The 12,868-nt window shown below is 70.8% G+C and carries 13 protein-coding genes; 12 read left to right on the forward strand and 1 reads right to left on the reverse strand.

The genetic code is table 11. The features are described from left to right. Positions 1 to 9: 9 nt before the first annotated feature. The 5 genes from ACTJKJ_RS00930 to ACTJKJ_RS00950 all read left to right on the forward strand — a co-directional run bounded on the left by ACTJKJ_RS00930 (position 10) and on the right by ACTJKJ_RS00950 (position 5,624). The gene (locus ACTJKJ_RS00930; RefSeq protein ID WP_297384081.1) at positions 10 to 1,068 is read left to right on the forward strand and encodes a GGDEF domain-containing protein; all 1,059 of its coding nucleotides are present in this window, start codon (positions 10 to 12) and stop codon (positions 1,066 to 1,068) included. 4 nt (positions 1,069 to 1,072) lie between these two features. Then, a complete protein-coding gene (locus tag ACTJKJ_RS00935) occupies positions 1,073 to 2,125 on the forward strand; it encodes an alpha/beta hydrolase family protein (RefSeq protein WP_440819316.1) in 1,053 nt (350 codons plus the stop codon). Between the two features lie 415 nt (positions 2,126 to 2,540). After that, on the forward strand, positions 2,541 to 3,965 hold the full coding sequence (locus tag ACTJKJ_RS00940) for a CHASE3 domain-containing protein (protein WP_440819317.1): 1,425 nt from the start codon (positions 2,541 to 2,543) through the stop codon (positions 3,963 to 3,965). After that, the gene (locus tag ACTJKJ_RS00945) at positions 3,946 to 4,584 is read left to right on the forward strand and encodes a response regulator (protein WP_091726945.1); all 639 of its coding nucleotides are present in this window, start codon (positions 3,946 to 3,948) and stop codon (positions 4,582 to 4,584) included. Before ACTJKJ_RS00940 ends, ACTJKJ_RS00945 begins: the two co-directional genes overlap by 20 nt. A 155-nt stretch (positions 4,585 to 4,739) precedes the next feature. Beyond that, positions 4,740 to 5,624, forward strand: coding sequence for a response regulator (locus ACTJKJ_RS00950; RefSeq protein WP_175538339.1), 885 nt, complete (start codon positions 4,740 to 4,742; stop codon positions 5,622 to 5,624). Between the two features lie 24 nt (positions 5,625 to 5,648). Here ACTJKJ_RS00950 and ACTJKJ_RS00955 read toward each other — a convergent pair whose 3' ends face one another. After that, positions 5,649 to 7,175, reverse strand: a complete 1,527-nt coding sequence (locus ACTJKJ_RS00955; RefSeq protein WP_440819318.1) for a cryptochrome/photolyase family protein — start codon at positions 7,173 to 7,175, stop codon at positions 5,649 to 5,651. 35 nt (positions 7,176 to 7,210) lie between these two features. Between ACTJKJ_RS00955 and ACTJKJ_RS00960 the strand changes: the two genes are divergently transcribed. The 7 genes from ACTJKJ_RS00960 (at position 7,211) to ACTJKJ_RS00990 (ending at position 12,837) form a co-directional block, all read left to right on the forward strand. Then, positions 7,211 to 7,789: a YqgE/AlgH family protein gene (locus ACTJKJ_RS00960; protein WP_091726932.1), complete on the forward strand. Its 579-nt coding sequence runs from the start codon at positions 7,211 to 7,213 to the stop codon at positions 7,787 to 7,789. A 14-nt stretch (positions 7,790 to 7,803) separates the two neighbouring features. Beyond that, the gene (gene ruvX, locus ACTJKJ_RS00965) at positions 7,804 to 8,208 is read left to right on the forward strand and encodes a Holliday junction resolvase RuvX (RefSeq protein ID WP_440819319.1); all 405 of its coding nucleotides are present in this window, start codon (positions 7,804 to 7,806) and stop codon (positions 8,206 to 8,208) included. Continuing rightward, entirely contained in the window at positions 8,205 to 8,705 is a 501-nt protein-coding gene (gene pyrR, locus ACTJKJ_RS00970) for a bifunctional pyr operon transcriptional regulator/uracil phosphoribosyltransferase PyrR (protein ID WP_297384062.1), read from the forward strand. Before ruvX ends, pyrR begins: the two co-directional genes overlap by 4 nt. A gap of 4 nt (positions 8,706 to 8,709) precedes the next feature. Next, the gene (locus tag ACTJKJ_RS00975; RefSeq protein ID WP_091726920.1) at positions 8,710 to 9,672 is read left to right on the forward strand and encodes an aspartate carbamoyltransferase catalytic subunit; all 963 of its coding nucleotides are present in this window, start codon (positions 8,710 to 8,712) and stop codon (positions 9,670 to 9,672) included. Then, positions 9,669 to 10,997, forward strand: coding sequence for a dihydroorotase (locus ACTJKJ_RS00980; protein WP_183492809.1), 1,329 nt, complete (start codon positions 9,669 to 9,671; stop codon positions 10,995 to 10,997). The genes ACTJKJ_RS00975 and ACTJKJ_RS00980 overlap by 4 nt, the downstream gene beginning before the upstream one ends. Beyond that, entirely contained in the window at positions 10,997 to 11,734 is a 738-nt protein-coding gene (locus tag ACTJKJ_RS00985) for a lysophospholipid acyltransferase family protein (protein WP_440819320.1), read from the forward strand. The genes ACTJKJ_RS00980 and ACTJKJ_RS00985 overlap by 1 nt, the downstream gene beginning before the upstream one ends. A gap of 230 nt (positions 11,735 to 11,964) precedes the next feature. Further along, complete coding sequence (locus ACTJKJ_RS00990; protein ID WP_440819321.1) at positions 11,965 to 12,837, forward strand: ribose-phosphate diphosphokinase; 873 nt, start codon at positions 11,965 to 11,967, stop codon at positions 12,835 to 12,837. Positions 12,838 to 12,868: the final 31 nt, after the last annotated feature.

Consider the following 12,868-nt stretch of genomic DNA (forward strand, 5'->3'; position numbering starts at 1 on the left):
GCAAACACCATGTCCGGGGTAGTCGACCATCTTGCCGAGCTGACGGGTTTCCGTGACCGCGACGTCATGGACGTCACCCTGGTCACCGCGCTGCGTGACCTGCTCAATGGCCCCGCGGCCGCCGTGGCGATCTATCGCTGCGTCGGCGAGCCCGGCCAGCAGCGCTGGCTGACGCGCGCCCGGCTGCACGCCGGCGACGCGGTCGCCACCGCCGATTCGCTCTGGGTCGATCCCGAGACCCTCCCCCGGCTGGCCGAGCATCCGCGCCGCCTCGAATGCCTGACGCAGCGCAGCGTGCTGCAGCAGCGCGAAAACAACGAGTGGGTGACGCTGTTCCCGCTGGCGACCGAGCGCGAGGTGGTTGGCGTGCTGGAGCTGCACACCGCGCGCCGGCTCAAGACCGAGGCGCAGCGCATGGTCAGCAGCGTGCTGCGGATCTATCACAACTTCCAGGGCCTGCTGGACTACAGCGAGCGCGACACGCTGACCGGCCTGCTGAACCGCAAGACCTTCGACGAGAGCTTCCTGAAGGCCGTCTCGGAGCTGCCGCTGCGGATCCAGGCCGAGGAAGCCAAGCCCGAGGAGCCCGATCAGGACCGTCGCCATGCCGCCGTGCATCCGCGCTACTGGATCGGCGTGATCGACATCGACCACTTCAAGTCGATCAACGACCGCTTCGGTCACCTGATCGGCGACGAGGTCCTGCTGCTGCTGTCGCGGCTGATGCGCAGCAGCTTCCGCTTCAACGACCTGCTCTATCGCTTCGGCGGCGAGGAGTTCGTCGTGCTGATGCGCTGCGAGGATGAACCCGACGCCGCGCACGCCTTCGAGCGCTTCCGCCTCAACACCGCCCAGTACGCCTTCCCGCAGGTCGGGCGCATCACGGTCAGCATCGGCTTCACGCAGATCCGCAGCGACGACTCGCCGGCCGCGGCCTTCGAGCGCGCCGACAAGGCGGTCTACCACGCCAAGGGCGCCGGCCGGAACCAGGTGCAGAGCCACGCGACGCTGGTCGCGCAGGGCCGCATGGCCGAGGCCAGCCACCTCAGCGACGTCGAACTTTTCTGATCCCGTGAACAGGACCTGGCGCTGGACCGCGCTCGCCGCCTCGGCGGCGACGGCGGTCGCGGCCCTGCTGATCGGCTGCGCGACGCCGCCGCCGGTGGCCGGTCCCGACCTGCCGGCCCAGCCCGGCACGCAGGCGGCCGAGGACGGCAGCCATCACTGGCAGGACTTCGACTGGAGCGATCCCGCCCGCGAGCGCGCGGTCCCGGTGCGCGTCTACTGGCCCCGCGGCGAGCCGCCGGCGGGTGGGTGGCCGGTCGTGGTCTTCTCGCACGGCATGGGCGGCTCGCGCCGCGGCTACAGCTACCTCGGCAGCTACTGGGCGGCGCACGGCATCGTCGCGATGCATGTGCAGCACATCGGCAGCGACCGCCGGCTCTGGGCCGGCGGCTTCGGCTGGTCGAACTCGTTGACGCTGGTGCGGCGCCTGCAGCATGCGGCGCAGCCGGAGGAAGCCATCGAGCGCACGCAGGACATCCGCTTCGCCCTGGACCAGTTGCTGGCCGGACCGCTGGGGCCGCGGCTGGATGCGACGCGCCTGGCGATCGCCGGGCATTCCTACGGCGCCAACACCAGCCTGCTGATCGCCGGCGCGAAGGTGCCGGTGCCCGCCGGACTGATTGGCGGCGCGTCGTCGTCGTTATCCTCGCTGGCCGATCCGCGCTTCAAGGCGGCGATCCTGATCTCCGCGCCGCCGTTCTACGGGGAGGGCGATCCGGCGCCCATCCTGTCCGGCATCGCCATCCCCACGCTGCACATCAGCGCCACCGCCGACGAGATCACCATTCCCGGCTACTACAGCGGACCGTCGGACCGGGTGGCGCTGTTCGACGCGATCGGCGGGCCGCGCAAGGCGCTGGCGATGTTCAGCGGCGGTTCGCACAGCATCTTCACCGACCGGATGAACACCGGCGGCTTCGAGCTCAACCCGAAGGTCAAGGCCGCGACGCGCGAACTCAGCCTCGCCTACCTGCGGCTGGTGCTCGACGGCGAGGCGGCGCCGCTGCGCGACTGGCAGCAGCGCCATGGCACGCTGCTGTCGCGTTGGCAGGCGCCCTGACGGGCGAGGGGCGCCCCCGGGAGGGGCGGTGGGACAAGTCCTGACCCCGGCGAGCGGCGCCCGACGACCGCGTGAAAGTGCTCGCCTTCTGCCCGCCTGCTGCCCGAGGACGTGGCTTTCCCGGCACGCGGCGCGTGAGCAGGGACTTGCTTTTCCCGCGCCGCACCTCTAGCGTTAGGCCCACGTGAGCGTTCGCCAGGGAGCGAGCGCGCGAGCAAGCCCTCCCACCGAAGGGCGAAATCCATGCGACACAGAAGCGAAAGCGGCCCGACCGGCGCAAGCGGAGCGAAAGACGTCCGATGCGCCTGACACCCGGGGCCCGACTGCAGTGGGGTGGACGCCGGCGAGCTTGTCATCGCTGGAACGCGGCGTCCGCAGGGTTGTACGAACACGGGCCCGGAGGCCCGGACCATCCATGCGCTTGCTGACCTTTCCGGTGGCTGCGGGCCTGTTGCTGGCCGGCTGCGTCGCCTTCGTGGCCACCGCCTATGGCGGTTACCGCAGCCTGGGCGAGCTGACGCGTCAGGAGGCGGGGCGCGCCCATGCCTTGCGCACGCAGCAGCAGCTGTCCGACCTGAACGGCCTGCTGATCGACCTGGAGACCGGCACGCGCGGTTTCCTGATCACCGGCGACGCGGCCTTCCTGCAGCCCTACGAGCGCGCCCAGCGCGACCTGGACGCGAGCTACGCCCAGCTCAAGGATGCGCTGGCGGTCAGCGGCGACCGCCAGGACCAGGCCTTCGCGCGGCTGGACCGCTTCATCGCCGAGCGTCGCCGCCAGGTCGAGGACCAGGTCGCGAAGCGCTGGAAGCTGGGCGCCGAGGCGCTGAACGACCGCCAGGCCTATGTCGCCGGCAAGCAGCTGATGGACGAGATCCGCGGCGAGCTGGCGCGGCTGAAGTCGGTGCAGCAACGCCGCATCGATGGCATCGAATCGGCGGTGGCGCTGCAGACCAAGGAAACCACGCTGCTGGCGCAGGTGCTGCCGCTGGTCGGGGGCCTGCTGGTGGCCGCGGCGATGGCGGCGCTGTGGGTCGAGCGCGAACGGCGCGACCGGGCCGAACGCGCGCTGCGCGACAGCCATGCGCGGCTGGAGGGGGCCGTCGCCGAGCGCACCCGTGAACTGAGCGAGGCGCTGACCCGCATCCAGAGCTTCGCCGCCGAACTGGACCGCAGCGTGGAGGCGGAGCGGCGCCGGCTCGCGCGCGAGGTCCACGACCAGCTCGGCCAGCTCGGCACGGCGGCGAAGATGCTGGTGCTGTCGATGGCGCGCAAGATCGCGCCGGCCAAGGAGCCGATGCACGACGAGATGCTGGCCATCGCCGACGAGGTCATCGGCGCCGCGCGCCGCATCGCCAACACGCTGCGGCCGCCGCTGCTGGACGACTTCGGCTTCGGCGCGGCGGTCCAGCACTATGCGCAGGGCCTGCAGCGGCAGAGCGAGCTGGTGGTCGACCTGGACCTGGCGCCGGACGAGGCGCTCAGCAGCGAGCAGCACAACCAGCTGTTCCGCCTGCTGCAGGAGGCCGCGACCAACGTGCTGAGGCATGCGCAGGCGCACCAGCTGACGATCGAATCCCGCATCGAGGACGGGGAATACCGCCTGCGCATCGAGGACGACGGCATCGGCCCGGGCCAGGTGAGGGCGGATGCGTCAGGCCTGAGGAACATGCGGGAGCGCGCCGTGCTGGCGGGCGGTGAACTGGTCTTCGGGCCGGCGCCGCGGCGTGGCACGCGGATCGATGTCCGCGTGCCGCTGGCCGGCGTCGCGGACGAGGGGGACAGCACCGGGGCGACCCGGGAGAACGAGGAGGGTTGGGATGAGGTTTCTGATCGTTGACGACCATCCGATCATGCGGCTCGGGGTCAAGCAGTTGATCCAGGGCCATTGGCCATCGGCGGTGCTGGACGAGGCATCGACCATCGCCGAGGCCCTGCAGCTGGGCCAGGCCAACAAGCCGGATGCGCTGGTGCTGGACCTGTCGCTGCCCGACGCCAGCGGGACCGAGGGCGCCAGCCGCATGCTGCGTGCGCTCAAGGGCGTGCCGGTGTTGGTGCTGAGCCTCAACGCGGAGTCCGCCTACGCGGCGCGACTGCTGCAGATGGGCGTGTCCGGCTACCTGCCCAAGGACAAGGCGACGGACGAGCTGGTCGTCGCGCTGCAGCGCCTGCTGCAGGGCGGGCGCTACGTCACGGCCGCGATGGCGGACCACCTGCTGGGGCTGCTCAGCGGCGCGACGCCGGGCCAGTTGCCCCATGAGCAGCTGTCGGCGCAGGAGCACCGGGTGATGCTGCTCATCGCCGCGGGCAAGACGCCGGCGGAGATCGCCGAGACCATGCACCTGTCGGCCAAGACGGTCGGCACCTACCGCGCGCGCATCCTCGAGAAGACCGGCTGGCGCAACAACACCGAGCTCACCAAGTACTGCGTCCAGCACGGGCTGACGGACATCCAGTGAGCGGCCGGGCGCTGTAGGGGATCGCCCGACAAATCCTGCGGACAGGCCCCGACACCAGCATGCGCGGGGCGCTGCTGATGCCGGCGCCGGGCCTCGCGCAAGATGCCGGACAGGCGGTGACAACCAGTCGCCGCCGCGATCCGGAGCATCCCTTCATGGACATTTTTCTCGTCGAGGACTCGTCGGCCATCCGCCGGCTCCTGGCACGGCGGCTCGAGGACATGGCCGGCGTGCGCGTCGTCGGCGAGGCGGACTCCGCGCCGCAGGCGATCGCGCTGATCGACTGGCTGCAGCCTGACACCGTGCTGCTGGACATGACCCTGCTGGTGGGCACCGGCGTCGACGTGCTGCGGGCGCTGCGCCACAAGGGCTTCCAGGGCCGGATCCTGATGCTCACCCATCACGCGATGGACGCCTACCGCGACATGTGCATGCAGGCGGGGGCGGACGGCTTCTACGACAAGGGCAGCGGCCTGGAGTCGCTGTTCGGCGACCTGGACGAGCTGCTGCAGAGCGAGCGCGCGGCCGGCCGGCAGACGCGGCCCTCGCCGCTGCTGCGCGACACCGCCACCGGGCTGCTCGGCCAGGTGGCGCTGCTGGAGCGCCTGGATCAGGTGCTGCGCATGGTCAATGCCGAGTCCGGCCGGGTGGCCGTCACGGTGGTGGTGCTCAAGGGCCTGGAGGCGCTGCTGCGCAGCCAGGGCGTGCAGGCGGCGGCGCCGGTGCTGGTGGAGGTCGGCCGGCGGCTGTCGTCCTGCGCCGGTCCGGTCGACCTGCTGGCGCGGCACGCCAACGAGCAGTTCGCGCTGGTGGTCTCGCGCGCCGGGTCGGTGCAGGAGGCCGAAGCGATGGGCGAGCGCATCCGCGATGCGCTGGCGCAGCCCTTCGACCTAGGCGGCCATCCGGTGCGGCTCGACAGCCATGTCGGCGTGGCGCTGCATCCTCGCGACGCGATCACCGCGCGCGGCCTGCTGATCCTGGCGGAAGCCCGGGCGCACGGCCTGCGCCTGCCCCAGAAGGGCAGCGCGGTGGTGCATTGACGGTGCGGGCGTGCGGGCCGGAACCTAGTCCGGCGCGAAGCCGCGGTCCTTGACCACGGCGTAGCGCGCCATCGTCGCCATGCGCGCGGTCTCGTGACGCACGATCGGCTCGGGATAGTCGCGGCCCAGCACGACGCCGCAGGCGGCCAGTTCCGCCGGCTTCGCGAGCCAGGGCGCGTGGATCAGCGCCGGCGGCAGCCGCGAGAGTTGCGGCAGGTAGCGCTGGATGAATTTCCCGTCGGGGTCGAACTTCTCGCTCTGGCTGACCGGATTGAAGATGCGGAAGTAGGGCTGGGCGTCGCAGCCGCTGGAGGCGGCCCATTGCCAGCCGCCGTTGTTGGCGGCGAGATCGAAGTCGATCAGCTTTTCGGCGAAATAGGCCTCGCCGCGACGCCAGTCGATGCCCAGGTCCTTGATCAGGAAGCTGGCCGTGACCATGCGCAGCCGGTTGTGCATGTAGCCGGTCTGGTTGATCTGGTGCATCGCCGCGTCGACCAGCGGGTAGCCGGTACGGCCCTGGCACCAGGCCTCGAAGTCGGCATCGGCCTCCGGCCCCTCGGCCCAGGCGATGCGGTCGTACTCGGGCCGGAAGGCGCGTTCCGCCACGCGCGGATGGTGGTGCAGGACCTGGTGATAGAAGTCCCGCCAGATCAGCTCCGACAGCCAGGTCTGCGCCCCCGCGCTGGCGCTGCTGCCCGTGTAGCCACGCCGCCAGGCCTCGCGCGCGAGCACGCGGATCGAGATCGTGCCGAAGCGCAGGTGGGTGCTCAGGTAGCTCGGGCCCTTGACGGCGGGAAAGTCGCGGGTCTCGCCGTAGCGGTCGATGCGCTCGAGGAACTCGTCGAACAGCCGCCGCGCGCCCGCGCTGCCGCCCGAGAGCGTCGCGCTCAGCCCGGCGGGCTCGAAGCCGATGTCGGCCAGCGCGGGCACGCCCCGGCGCGCCGCCACCTCGGGGCCGGTCGCCAGGTGCGAGGCGTGGCGCTCGACCGGATAGCTGCTGAGGAAGAAGGGCGTGATCGCGCGCAGCCACGCGTTCCTGTAGGGCGTGAAGACGCCGTAAGGCTTGCCGGCGCCGGTCAGCAGTTCGGAGCGCTCGAAGACCACGTGGTCCTTGAAGCTCTCGACCTGCACGCCGCGCGCCAGCAGGGTCTCCCCGACGGCGGCATCGCGGCGCAGCGCGTCGGGCTCGTCGTCGTGGTTGAAGTACAGCGCCTGCACGCCCAGCTCGGCGGCCAGCGCCGGGATCTGCTCGCGCGGCGTGCCGTGGCGCACGATCAGGCCGGCGCCGGGGGCCAGCGTGGCGAGGTCCGCATCCAGGACGCCCAGCGCGTCGAGGATGAATGCCACGCGCCGGTCCGCCCGCGGCAGCGGGTCCAGGATGTCGGTGTCCAGCACGAAGGCGCAGTAGACCCGGCGGTGCCGCCGCAGCGCGTGGTACAGCGCCGCATGGTCGTCGGCCCGCAGGTCGCGGCGGAACCACACCAGGGCGCTGTCCGCGCCGTCCGTCGGCGCGGGGGGCCGGGAAGCGGGGGAAGAGGACGTTCGCGTCATGGGGACGGAGTGTCGGTGAAATAGAATCCGCCCCTATGTCCAAGGAACGCATCGACCTGACCAACCAGTTCCTGATCGCCATGCCGGGCATGGTGGACGAGACCTTTGCCGGCTCCGTCGTCTACCTGTGCGAGCACAACGAGAAGGGCGCGCTGGGACTGGTCATCAACAAGCCGATCTCGCTGACCCTGGGCAACCTGTTCGAGAAGGTCGAGCTCGAGCTGAACGACGAGGACATGGCCGCGCGGCCGGTCTTCTTCGGCGGCCCGGTCCAGACGGAACGCGGCTTCGTGCTGCACGAGCCGCTGGACGAGCAGGGCAACCACTACAACGCGACGCTGGCCGTGCCCGGCGGGCTCGAGATGACCACCAGCCGCGACGTGCTGGAGGCGCTGTCCAGCGGTGCCGGCCCCAAGCGGGTGCTGGTCACGCTGGGCTACAGCGGCTGGGCGGCGGGGCAGCTCGAGGAGGAGCTGGGCCGCAACGGCTGGATCACCGTCGACGCCACGCCCGAGATCATCTTCGACACGCCCATCGAGGAGCGCTACGACAAGGCCCTCGCCCTGCTGGGCATCGATCCGCGCATGCTCAGCCAGGAGGCCGGGCACGCATGAATCCCGGAAGCGCCATGACCATCGCTTCCCCGTCGTCTTTCGTTTCCCCCCTCGGTTTTGATTTCGGTACCAAGCGCCTGGGCGTGGCGACCGGCAACCGGATGCTGGGCAGCGCGCGGGGTTTGCGGACGATCACCGAGCAGGGCGATGCGCGCTGGGCCGCGATCGCGGCGCTGATCCAGGAGTGGCAGCCCGATGCGCTGGTCATCGGCGTGCCGCGTCATCCGGACGGCGCCCCGCATGAGATGACTGCCCGCGCGCTCAAGTTCGCGGGCCAACTGCGTGGCCGCTACCGGCTGCCGGTGGTCGAAGTCGACGAACGCTACACCAGCGCGGAAGCCCAGTCCCAGGGCGCGCGCGACCTCGATGCCGCGAGCGCGGCATTGATCCTCGAACAATTCTTCCGGGAACACCCATGAGCACATTGCACCTCGATGCGGAAGCGCTCTACGCCGACCTCGCGCGCGGCGTCCAGCGCCTGCTGCAACCCGACTGCGCGCTGGTCGGCATCTGGTCGGGCGGCGCCTGGCTCGCCGAGCGCCTCCAGCAGGACCTGAAGCTGCCGGGCCAGCACGGCGTCATCTCCAGCGCGCTGCACCGCGACGACTTCGGCAGCAAGGGCATGAACGCCAGCGCCGACCACACCCGGCTGCCCTTCGAGGTCGAGGGCCGTCACATCCTGCTGATCGACGACGTGCTCTACACCGGCCGCACCACCCGTGCCGTCATCAACGAGCTGTTCGACTTCGGCCGCCCCGCGAGCGTGACGCTGGCAGTGCTGGTCGACCGCGGCGGCCGCGAGCTGCCGATCGAGCCGGCGTTCTCCGCCGCGCGCGTCGCGGTCGCGCCGCATCAGCGCCTGAGCCTGGTCAAGGGTGAGACCGGCCGCTTCAGCTTCGACGTGAAGGAGGACTGATCCCATGCTGAGCAAACGCAATCCGCAGCTGAACAAGCATGGCGAGCTGATCCACCTGCTGTCCACCGAGGGCCTGCCCAAGGCCGTGCTGCACCAGATCCTGGACACGGCCGGCACTTTCCTGTCGGTCAACGACCGCGAGGTCAAGAAGGTGCCGTTGCTGCGCGGCAAGTCGGTCTTCAACCTGTTCTTCGAGAACAGCACCCGCACGCGCACCACCTTCGAGATCGCCGCCAAGCGCCTGTCGGCCGACGTCATCAACCTGGACATCGCGCGATCGAGCACCGCCAAGGGCGAGACCCTGCTGGACACGGTGGCCAACCTCTCGGCGATGCATGCCGACATGTTCGTCGTGCGCCACAGCGAGTCCGGCGCCCCCTACCTGATCGCGCAGCACTGCGCGCCGCATGTCCACGTCGTCAATGCCGGCGACGGCCGCCACGCGCATCCGACGCAGGGCCTGCTGGACATGTACACGATCCGTCACTACAAGAAGGACTTCACCAACCTCACGGTGGCGATCGTCGGCGACATCGTGCACTCGCGGGTCGCGCGCAGCGACATCCATGCGCTCACCACGCTGGGCGTGCCGGAAATCCGCGCGGTCGGCCCCAAGACCCTGGTGCCGGGCGACCTCAAGGACATGGGCGTGCGCGTCTGCCACGACATGGCCGAGGGCGTGAAGGATGCCGACGTCATCATCATGCTGCGCCTGCAGAACGAGCGCATGAGCGGCGCGATGCTGCCCAGCGCCGGCGAGTACTTCAAGAGTTTCGGCCTCACGCCGGAGAAGCTGGCGCTGGCCAAGCCGGATGCGATCGTCATGCATCCGGGCCCGATCAACCGCGGCGTCGAGATCTCGTCCACCGTCGCCGACGGCCAGCACAGCGTGATCCTGCCGCAGGTGACCTTCGGCATCGCGGTCCGCATGGCGGTCATGTCCATCCTCGCCGGGAACGAAGCATGAAGATCCTCATCCAGAACGGCCGCCTGCTCGATCCCGCCTCGGGCCTGGACCAGCGCGGCGACCTCGCGATCGCGTCGGGCCGCATCGTCGGCCTGGGCCAGGTCGGCGACTTCAGCGCGGACCGCGTCATCGATGCCGACGGCCTGGTCGTTGCACCGGGCCTGGTGGACCTGGCCGCGCGGCTGCGCGAGCCCGGCCACGAGCATGAAGGCATGCTCGAGAGCGAGCTTGCCGCCGCGGCCGCCGGCGGCGTCACCAGCCTGGTCTGCCCGCCCGACACCGATCCGGCGCTGGACGAGCCGGGCCTCGTGGACATGCTCAAGTTCCGCGCCCGCAAGCTCAGCCGCTGCCGCCTCTTCCCGCTGGGCGCGCTCACCCGCGGCCTGGACGGCGAGGCGCTGACCGAAATGGCCGAGCTCACCGAGTCCGGCTGCGTCGGCTTCTCGCAGGCCTACCGCCCGATCCGCAACACGCTCACCGTCCAGCGGGCCATGCAGTACGCCGCCAGCTTCGGCTACACGCTGTGGCTGCATCCGCAGGATCCGTGGCTCAGCGGCGGCGTCGCCGCCAGCGGCCCGGTCGCGACGCGGCTGGGCCTCTCGGGCGAGCCGGTCGCGGCCGAGACCATCGCGCTGCACACCATCCTCGAGCTGGTCCGCGTGACCGGCTGCCGCGTCCACCTGTGCCGCCTGAGCAGCGCCGCCGGCGTCGAACTCGTGCGCCAGGCCAAGCGCGACGGCCTGCCGGTCACGGCGGACGTCTCCATCAACTCGCTGCACCTGAGCGACGTCGACATCGGCTACTTCAACCCGTCCATGCGGCTCACCCCGCCGCTGCGCCAGCAGCGCGACCGCGCCGCGCTGCGCGCCGCGCTGGCCGACGGCACGATCGATGCGCTGGTCAGCGACCACAACCCGGTCGCCGCCGACGAAAAGACCTTGCCCTTCGCCGAGGCCACGCCCGGCGCCACCGGCCTGGAGCTGCTGCTCAGCCTGGCGCTGCGCTGGGGCCAGGACGAGGGCCTCTCGCTGGCGCGAACGCTCGACACCATCACCGGCCGTCCGGTCAAGGTCCTGGGCGGCGCGCTGGGCTCGCTGGCGGCAAGCGCCGGCCGGCTGGTCGAGGGCGGTGTGGGCGACGTCGTCGTCTTCGACGCCGAGGCCAGCGGCGCGGTCACGCCGGAGCGGCTGGTCAGCCAGGGCAAGCACACGCCGTTCTCCTTCGACATCACCGGCTTCGAGCTGCCTGGCCGGGTGCGCTACACGCTGGTGGCCGGCACGGTCGCCTACGAATCGCTGGTCACCGACGTCGAGCGGACGGCCTGATGCGTGCCCTCGTCGGCCTTTGGCGGGCGCTGCGGATGCTGGCGCACATCGCGCACGGGGTTTTCATCGTGCAGATGCGCTGGTCCGGTTTCGACACGCCGACGAAGCAGCGGCATGTCGGCTGGTGGTCGGGCAAATTGCTGCGGGTGCTGGGGGTGCGGCTCGAGTCGCCGGGCCCGCAGGCGCCGGCGCCGCGCCTGATCACCGCGAATCACATCTCGTGGCTGGACATCGCGGCGATGCATGCGGTGATGCCGGAGGCGCGCTTCGTCTCCAAGGCGGACATCGCGACCTGGCCGCTGGTGGGATCGCTGGCGACGGCGGTGGGCACGCTCTACATCGAGCGCGCCAGCAAGCGTGACGCGCTGCGCGTCGTGCACAAGACGGCCGAGGCGCTGGCCGCCGGCGAGACGGTGGCGGTCTTCCCCGAGGGCACGACCGGCCCGGGCTACCCGCTGCTGCCGCTGCACGGCAACCTGTTGCAGGCAGCGATCAGCACGCACACCCCGTTGCAGCCGGTGGTGCTGCGCTGGCACCAGCCGGGCCAGCCGTACAGCGAGGCCGCGCAATACATCGGCCAGATGTCCTTGATGGAGAGCCTGTGGCGCATCCTGACCGCCAAGGACCTGGCGGTCGAAGTCCGCTCACTGCCCGCGATGCCGACGGAAGGTCTCGACCGTCGCCACCTCGCCGAGGCCCTCGCCGAAACGATTTCAAACGCACTCCCCAGGCCCTGAGTCCTCGGTCGGTCGGGGACGGCAAGGCGTGGGGTTTTGGCGCTTGACGCCAAGGCCCCATGCCTTGGCGGCCAAGCGCGCTGGAGATGGCAGGTAGGCAGCCTCACCCCTCCGCTTCGCCCCCAAAAGGCGCCAAGGAGCGCAGGTCCCCCATTCACCGGCACCTCCAATCGCCCATCAGCGGGAATGCCGCATGCCCTCCGGCCGCGGTTTGATGCGAGGATCCGCCGATGCTGCTGTGCTTCGACGACGAACAGGACCTGGCCACGCGGCTGGCCAGGGAGTTGGGCCGCCCGATGGGGGTCATCACGCGACATCGTTTCCCGGATGGGGAGACGCGTGTGGTGCTGCCCAAGCCGTTGCCGAGTGACGTCATCGTGCTGCGCGGGATGCAGCATCAGCCCAACGACCGTCTGGTCGAGCTGCTGATCGCCGCGCCGGCCGCGCGGGGCTGGGGCGTGCGGCATCTGATGCTGGTCGCGCCCTATCTGGCCTACATGCGGCAGGACATGGAGTTCACGCCGGGCGAGGCGGTCAGCCAGCGTCATATCGCGGCGCTGCTGTCGACGCAGTTCGACCGCGTGGTGACTGTCGACCCGCACCTGCACCGGATCGCCAGCCTGGACGAGGTGATGCCACGCGGGCGTGGCGTCGCGCTGTCGGCGGCGGCGCAGCTCGGGCGCTTCATCGCCGTGCAGGTGCCGGGCGCGGTGCTGGTCGGACCGGATGAGGAGTCGGGGCAGTGGGTCGCCGAGGCGGCGCGCGCCGGCAAGCTCGAGCATGCGGTCGGCCGCAAGGTGCGCTTCGGCGACACGCAGGTGCAGCTGGCGTTTCCCGAACTGGATGTGCGCGGACGCTCGGTCGTGCTGCTGGACGACATGGCCTCGACCGGCCGGACGCTGATCGGCGCGGCGCGTGAGGCGCTCGAGCGCGGTGCGGCCAGCGTGGATGTCGCCGTGACGCATGCGCTGTTCAACGGCGATGCCCTGCCGGCGCTGCGCGCGGCCGGCGTGCGTCACATCTGGAGCAGCAACGCGGTCCCGCACGAGACCAACGCGGTCTGCATCGCTGAATTGCTCGCGACCGCGCTGCGTCGCAAATAGAGCACCGGCCGGGCGGCCGGCGGTGTCAGGC

Origin of the sequence: Roseateles sp. 22389, from assembly GCF_052044995.1 — a bacterium.
GTDB lineage: Bacteria > Pseudomonadota > Gammaproteobacteria > Burkholderiales > Burkholderiaceae_C > Roseateles.

Coding starts and splice junctions, on each gene's coding strand:
- ACTJKJ_RS00930 (WP_297384081.1), top strand. CDS start 10: ATGTCCGGGGTAGTCGACCATCTTGCCGAGCTGACGGGTTTCCGTGAC.
- ACTJKJ_RS00940 (WP_440819317.1), top strand. CDS start 2,541: ATGCGCTTGCTGACCTTTCCGGTGGCTGCGGGCCTGTTGCTGGCCGGC.
- ACTJKJ_RS00945 (WP_091726945.1), top strand. CDS start 3,946: ATGAGGTTTCTGATCGTTGACGACCATCCGATCATGCGGCTCGGGGTC.
- ACTJKJ_RS00950 (WP_175538339.1), top strand. CDS start 4,740: ATGGACATTTTTCTCGTCGAGGACTCGTCGGCCATCCGCCGGCTCCTG.
- ACTJKJ_RS00955 (WP_440819318.1), bottom strand. CDS start 7,175: ATGACGCGAACGTCCTCTTCCCCCGCTTCCCGGCCCCCCGCGCCGACG.
- ACTJKJ_RS00960 (WP_091726932.1), top strand. CDS start 7,211: ATGTCCAAGGAACGCATCGACCTGACCAACCAGTTCCTGATCGCCATG.
- ruvX (WP_440819319.1), top strand. CDS start 7,804: ATGACCATCGCTTCCCCGTCGTCTTTCGTTTCCCCCCTCGGTTTTGAT.
- pyrR (WP_297384062.1), top strand. CDS start 8,205: ATGAGCACATTGCACCTCGATGCGGAAGCGCTCTACGCCGACCTCGCG.
- ACTJKJ_RS00975 (WP_091726920.1), top strand. CDS start 8,710: ATGCTGAGCAAACGCAATCCGCAGCTGAACAAGCATGGCGAGCTGATC.
- ACTJKJ_RS00980 (WP_183492809.1), top strand. CDS start 9,669: ATGAAGATCCTCATCCAGAACGGCCGCCTGCTCGATCCCGCCTCGGGC.
- ACTJKJ_RS00985 (WP_440819320.1), top strand. CDS start 10,997: ATGCGTGCCCTCGTCGGCCTTTGGCGGGCGCTGCGGATGCTGGCGCAC.
- ACTJKJ_RS00990 (WP_440819321.1), top strand. CDS start 11,965: ATGCTGCTGTGCTTCGACGACGAACAGGACCTGGCCACGCGGCTGGCC.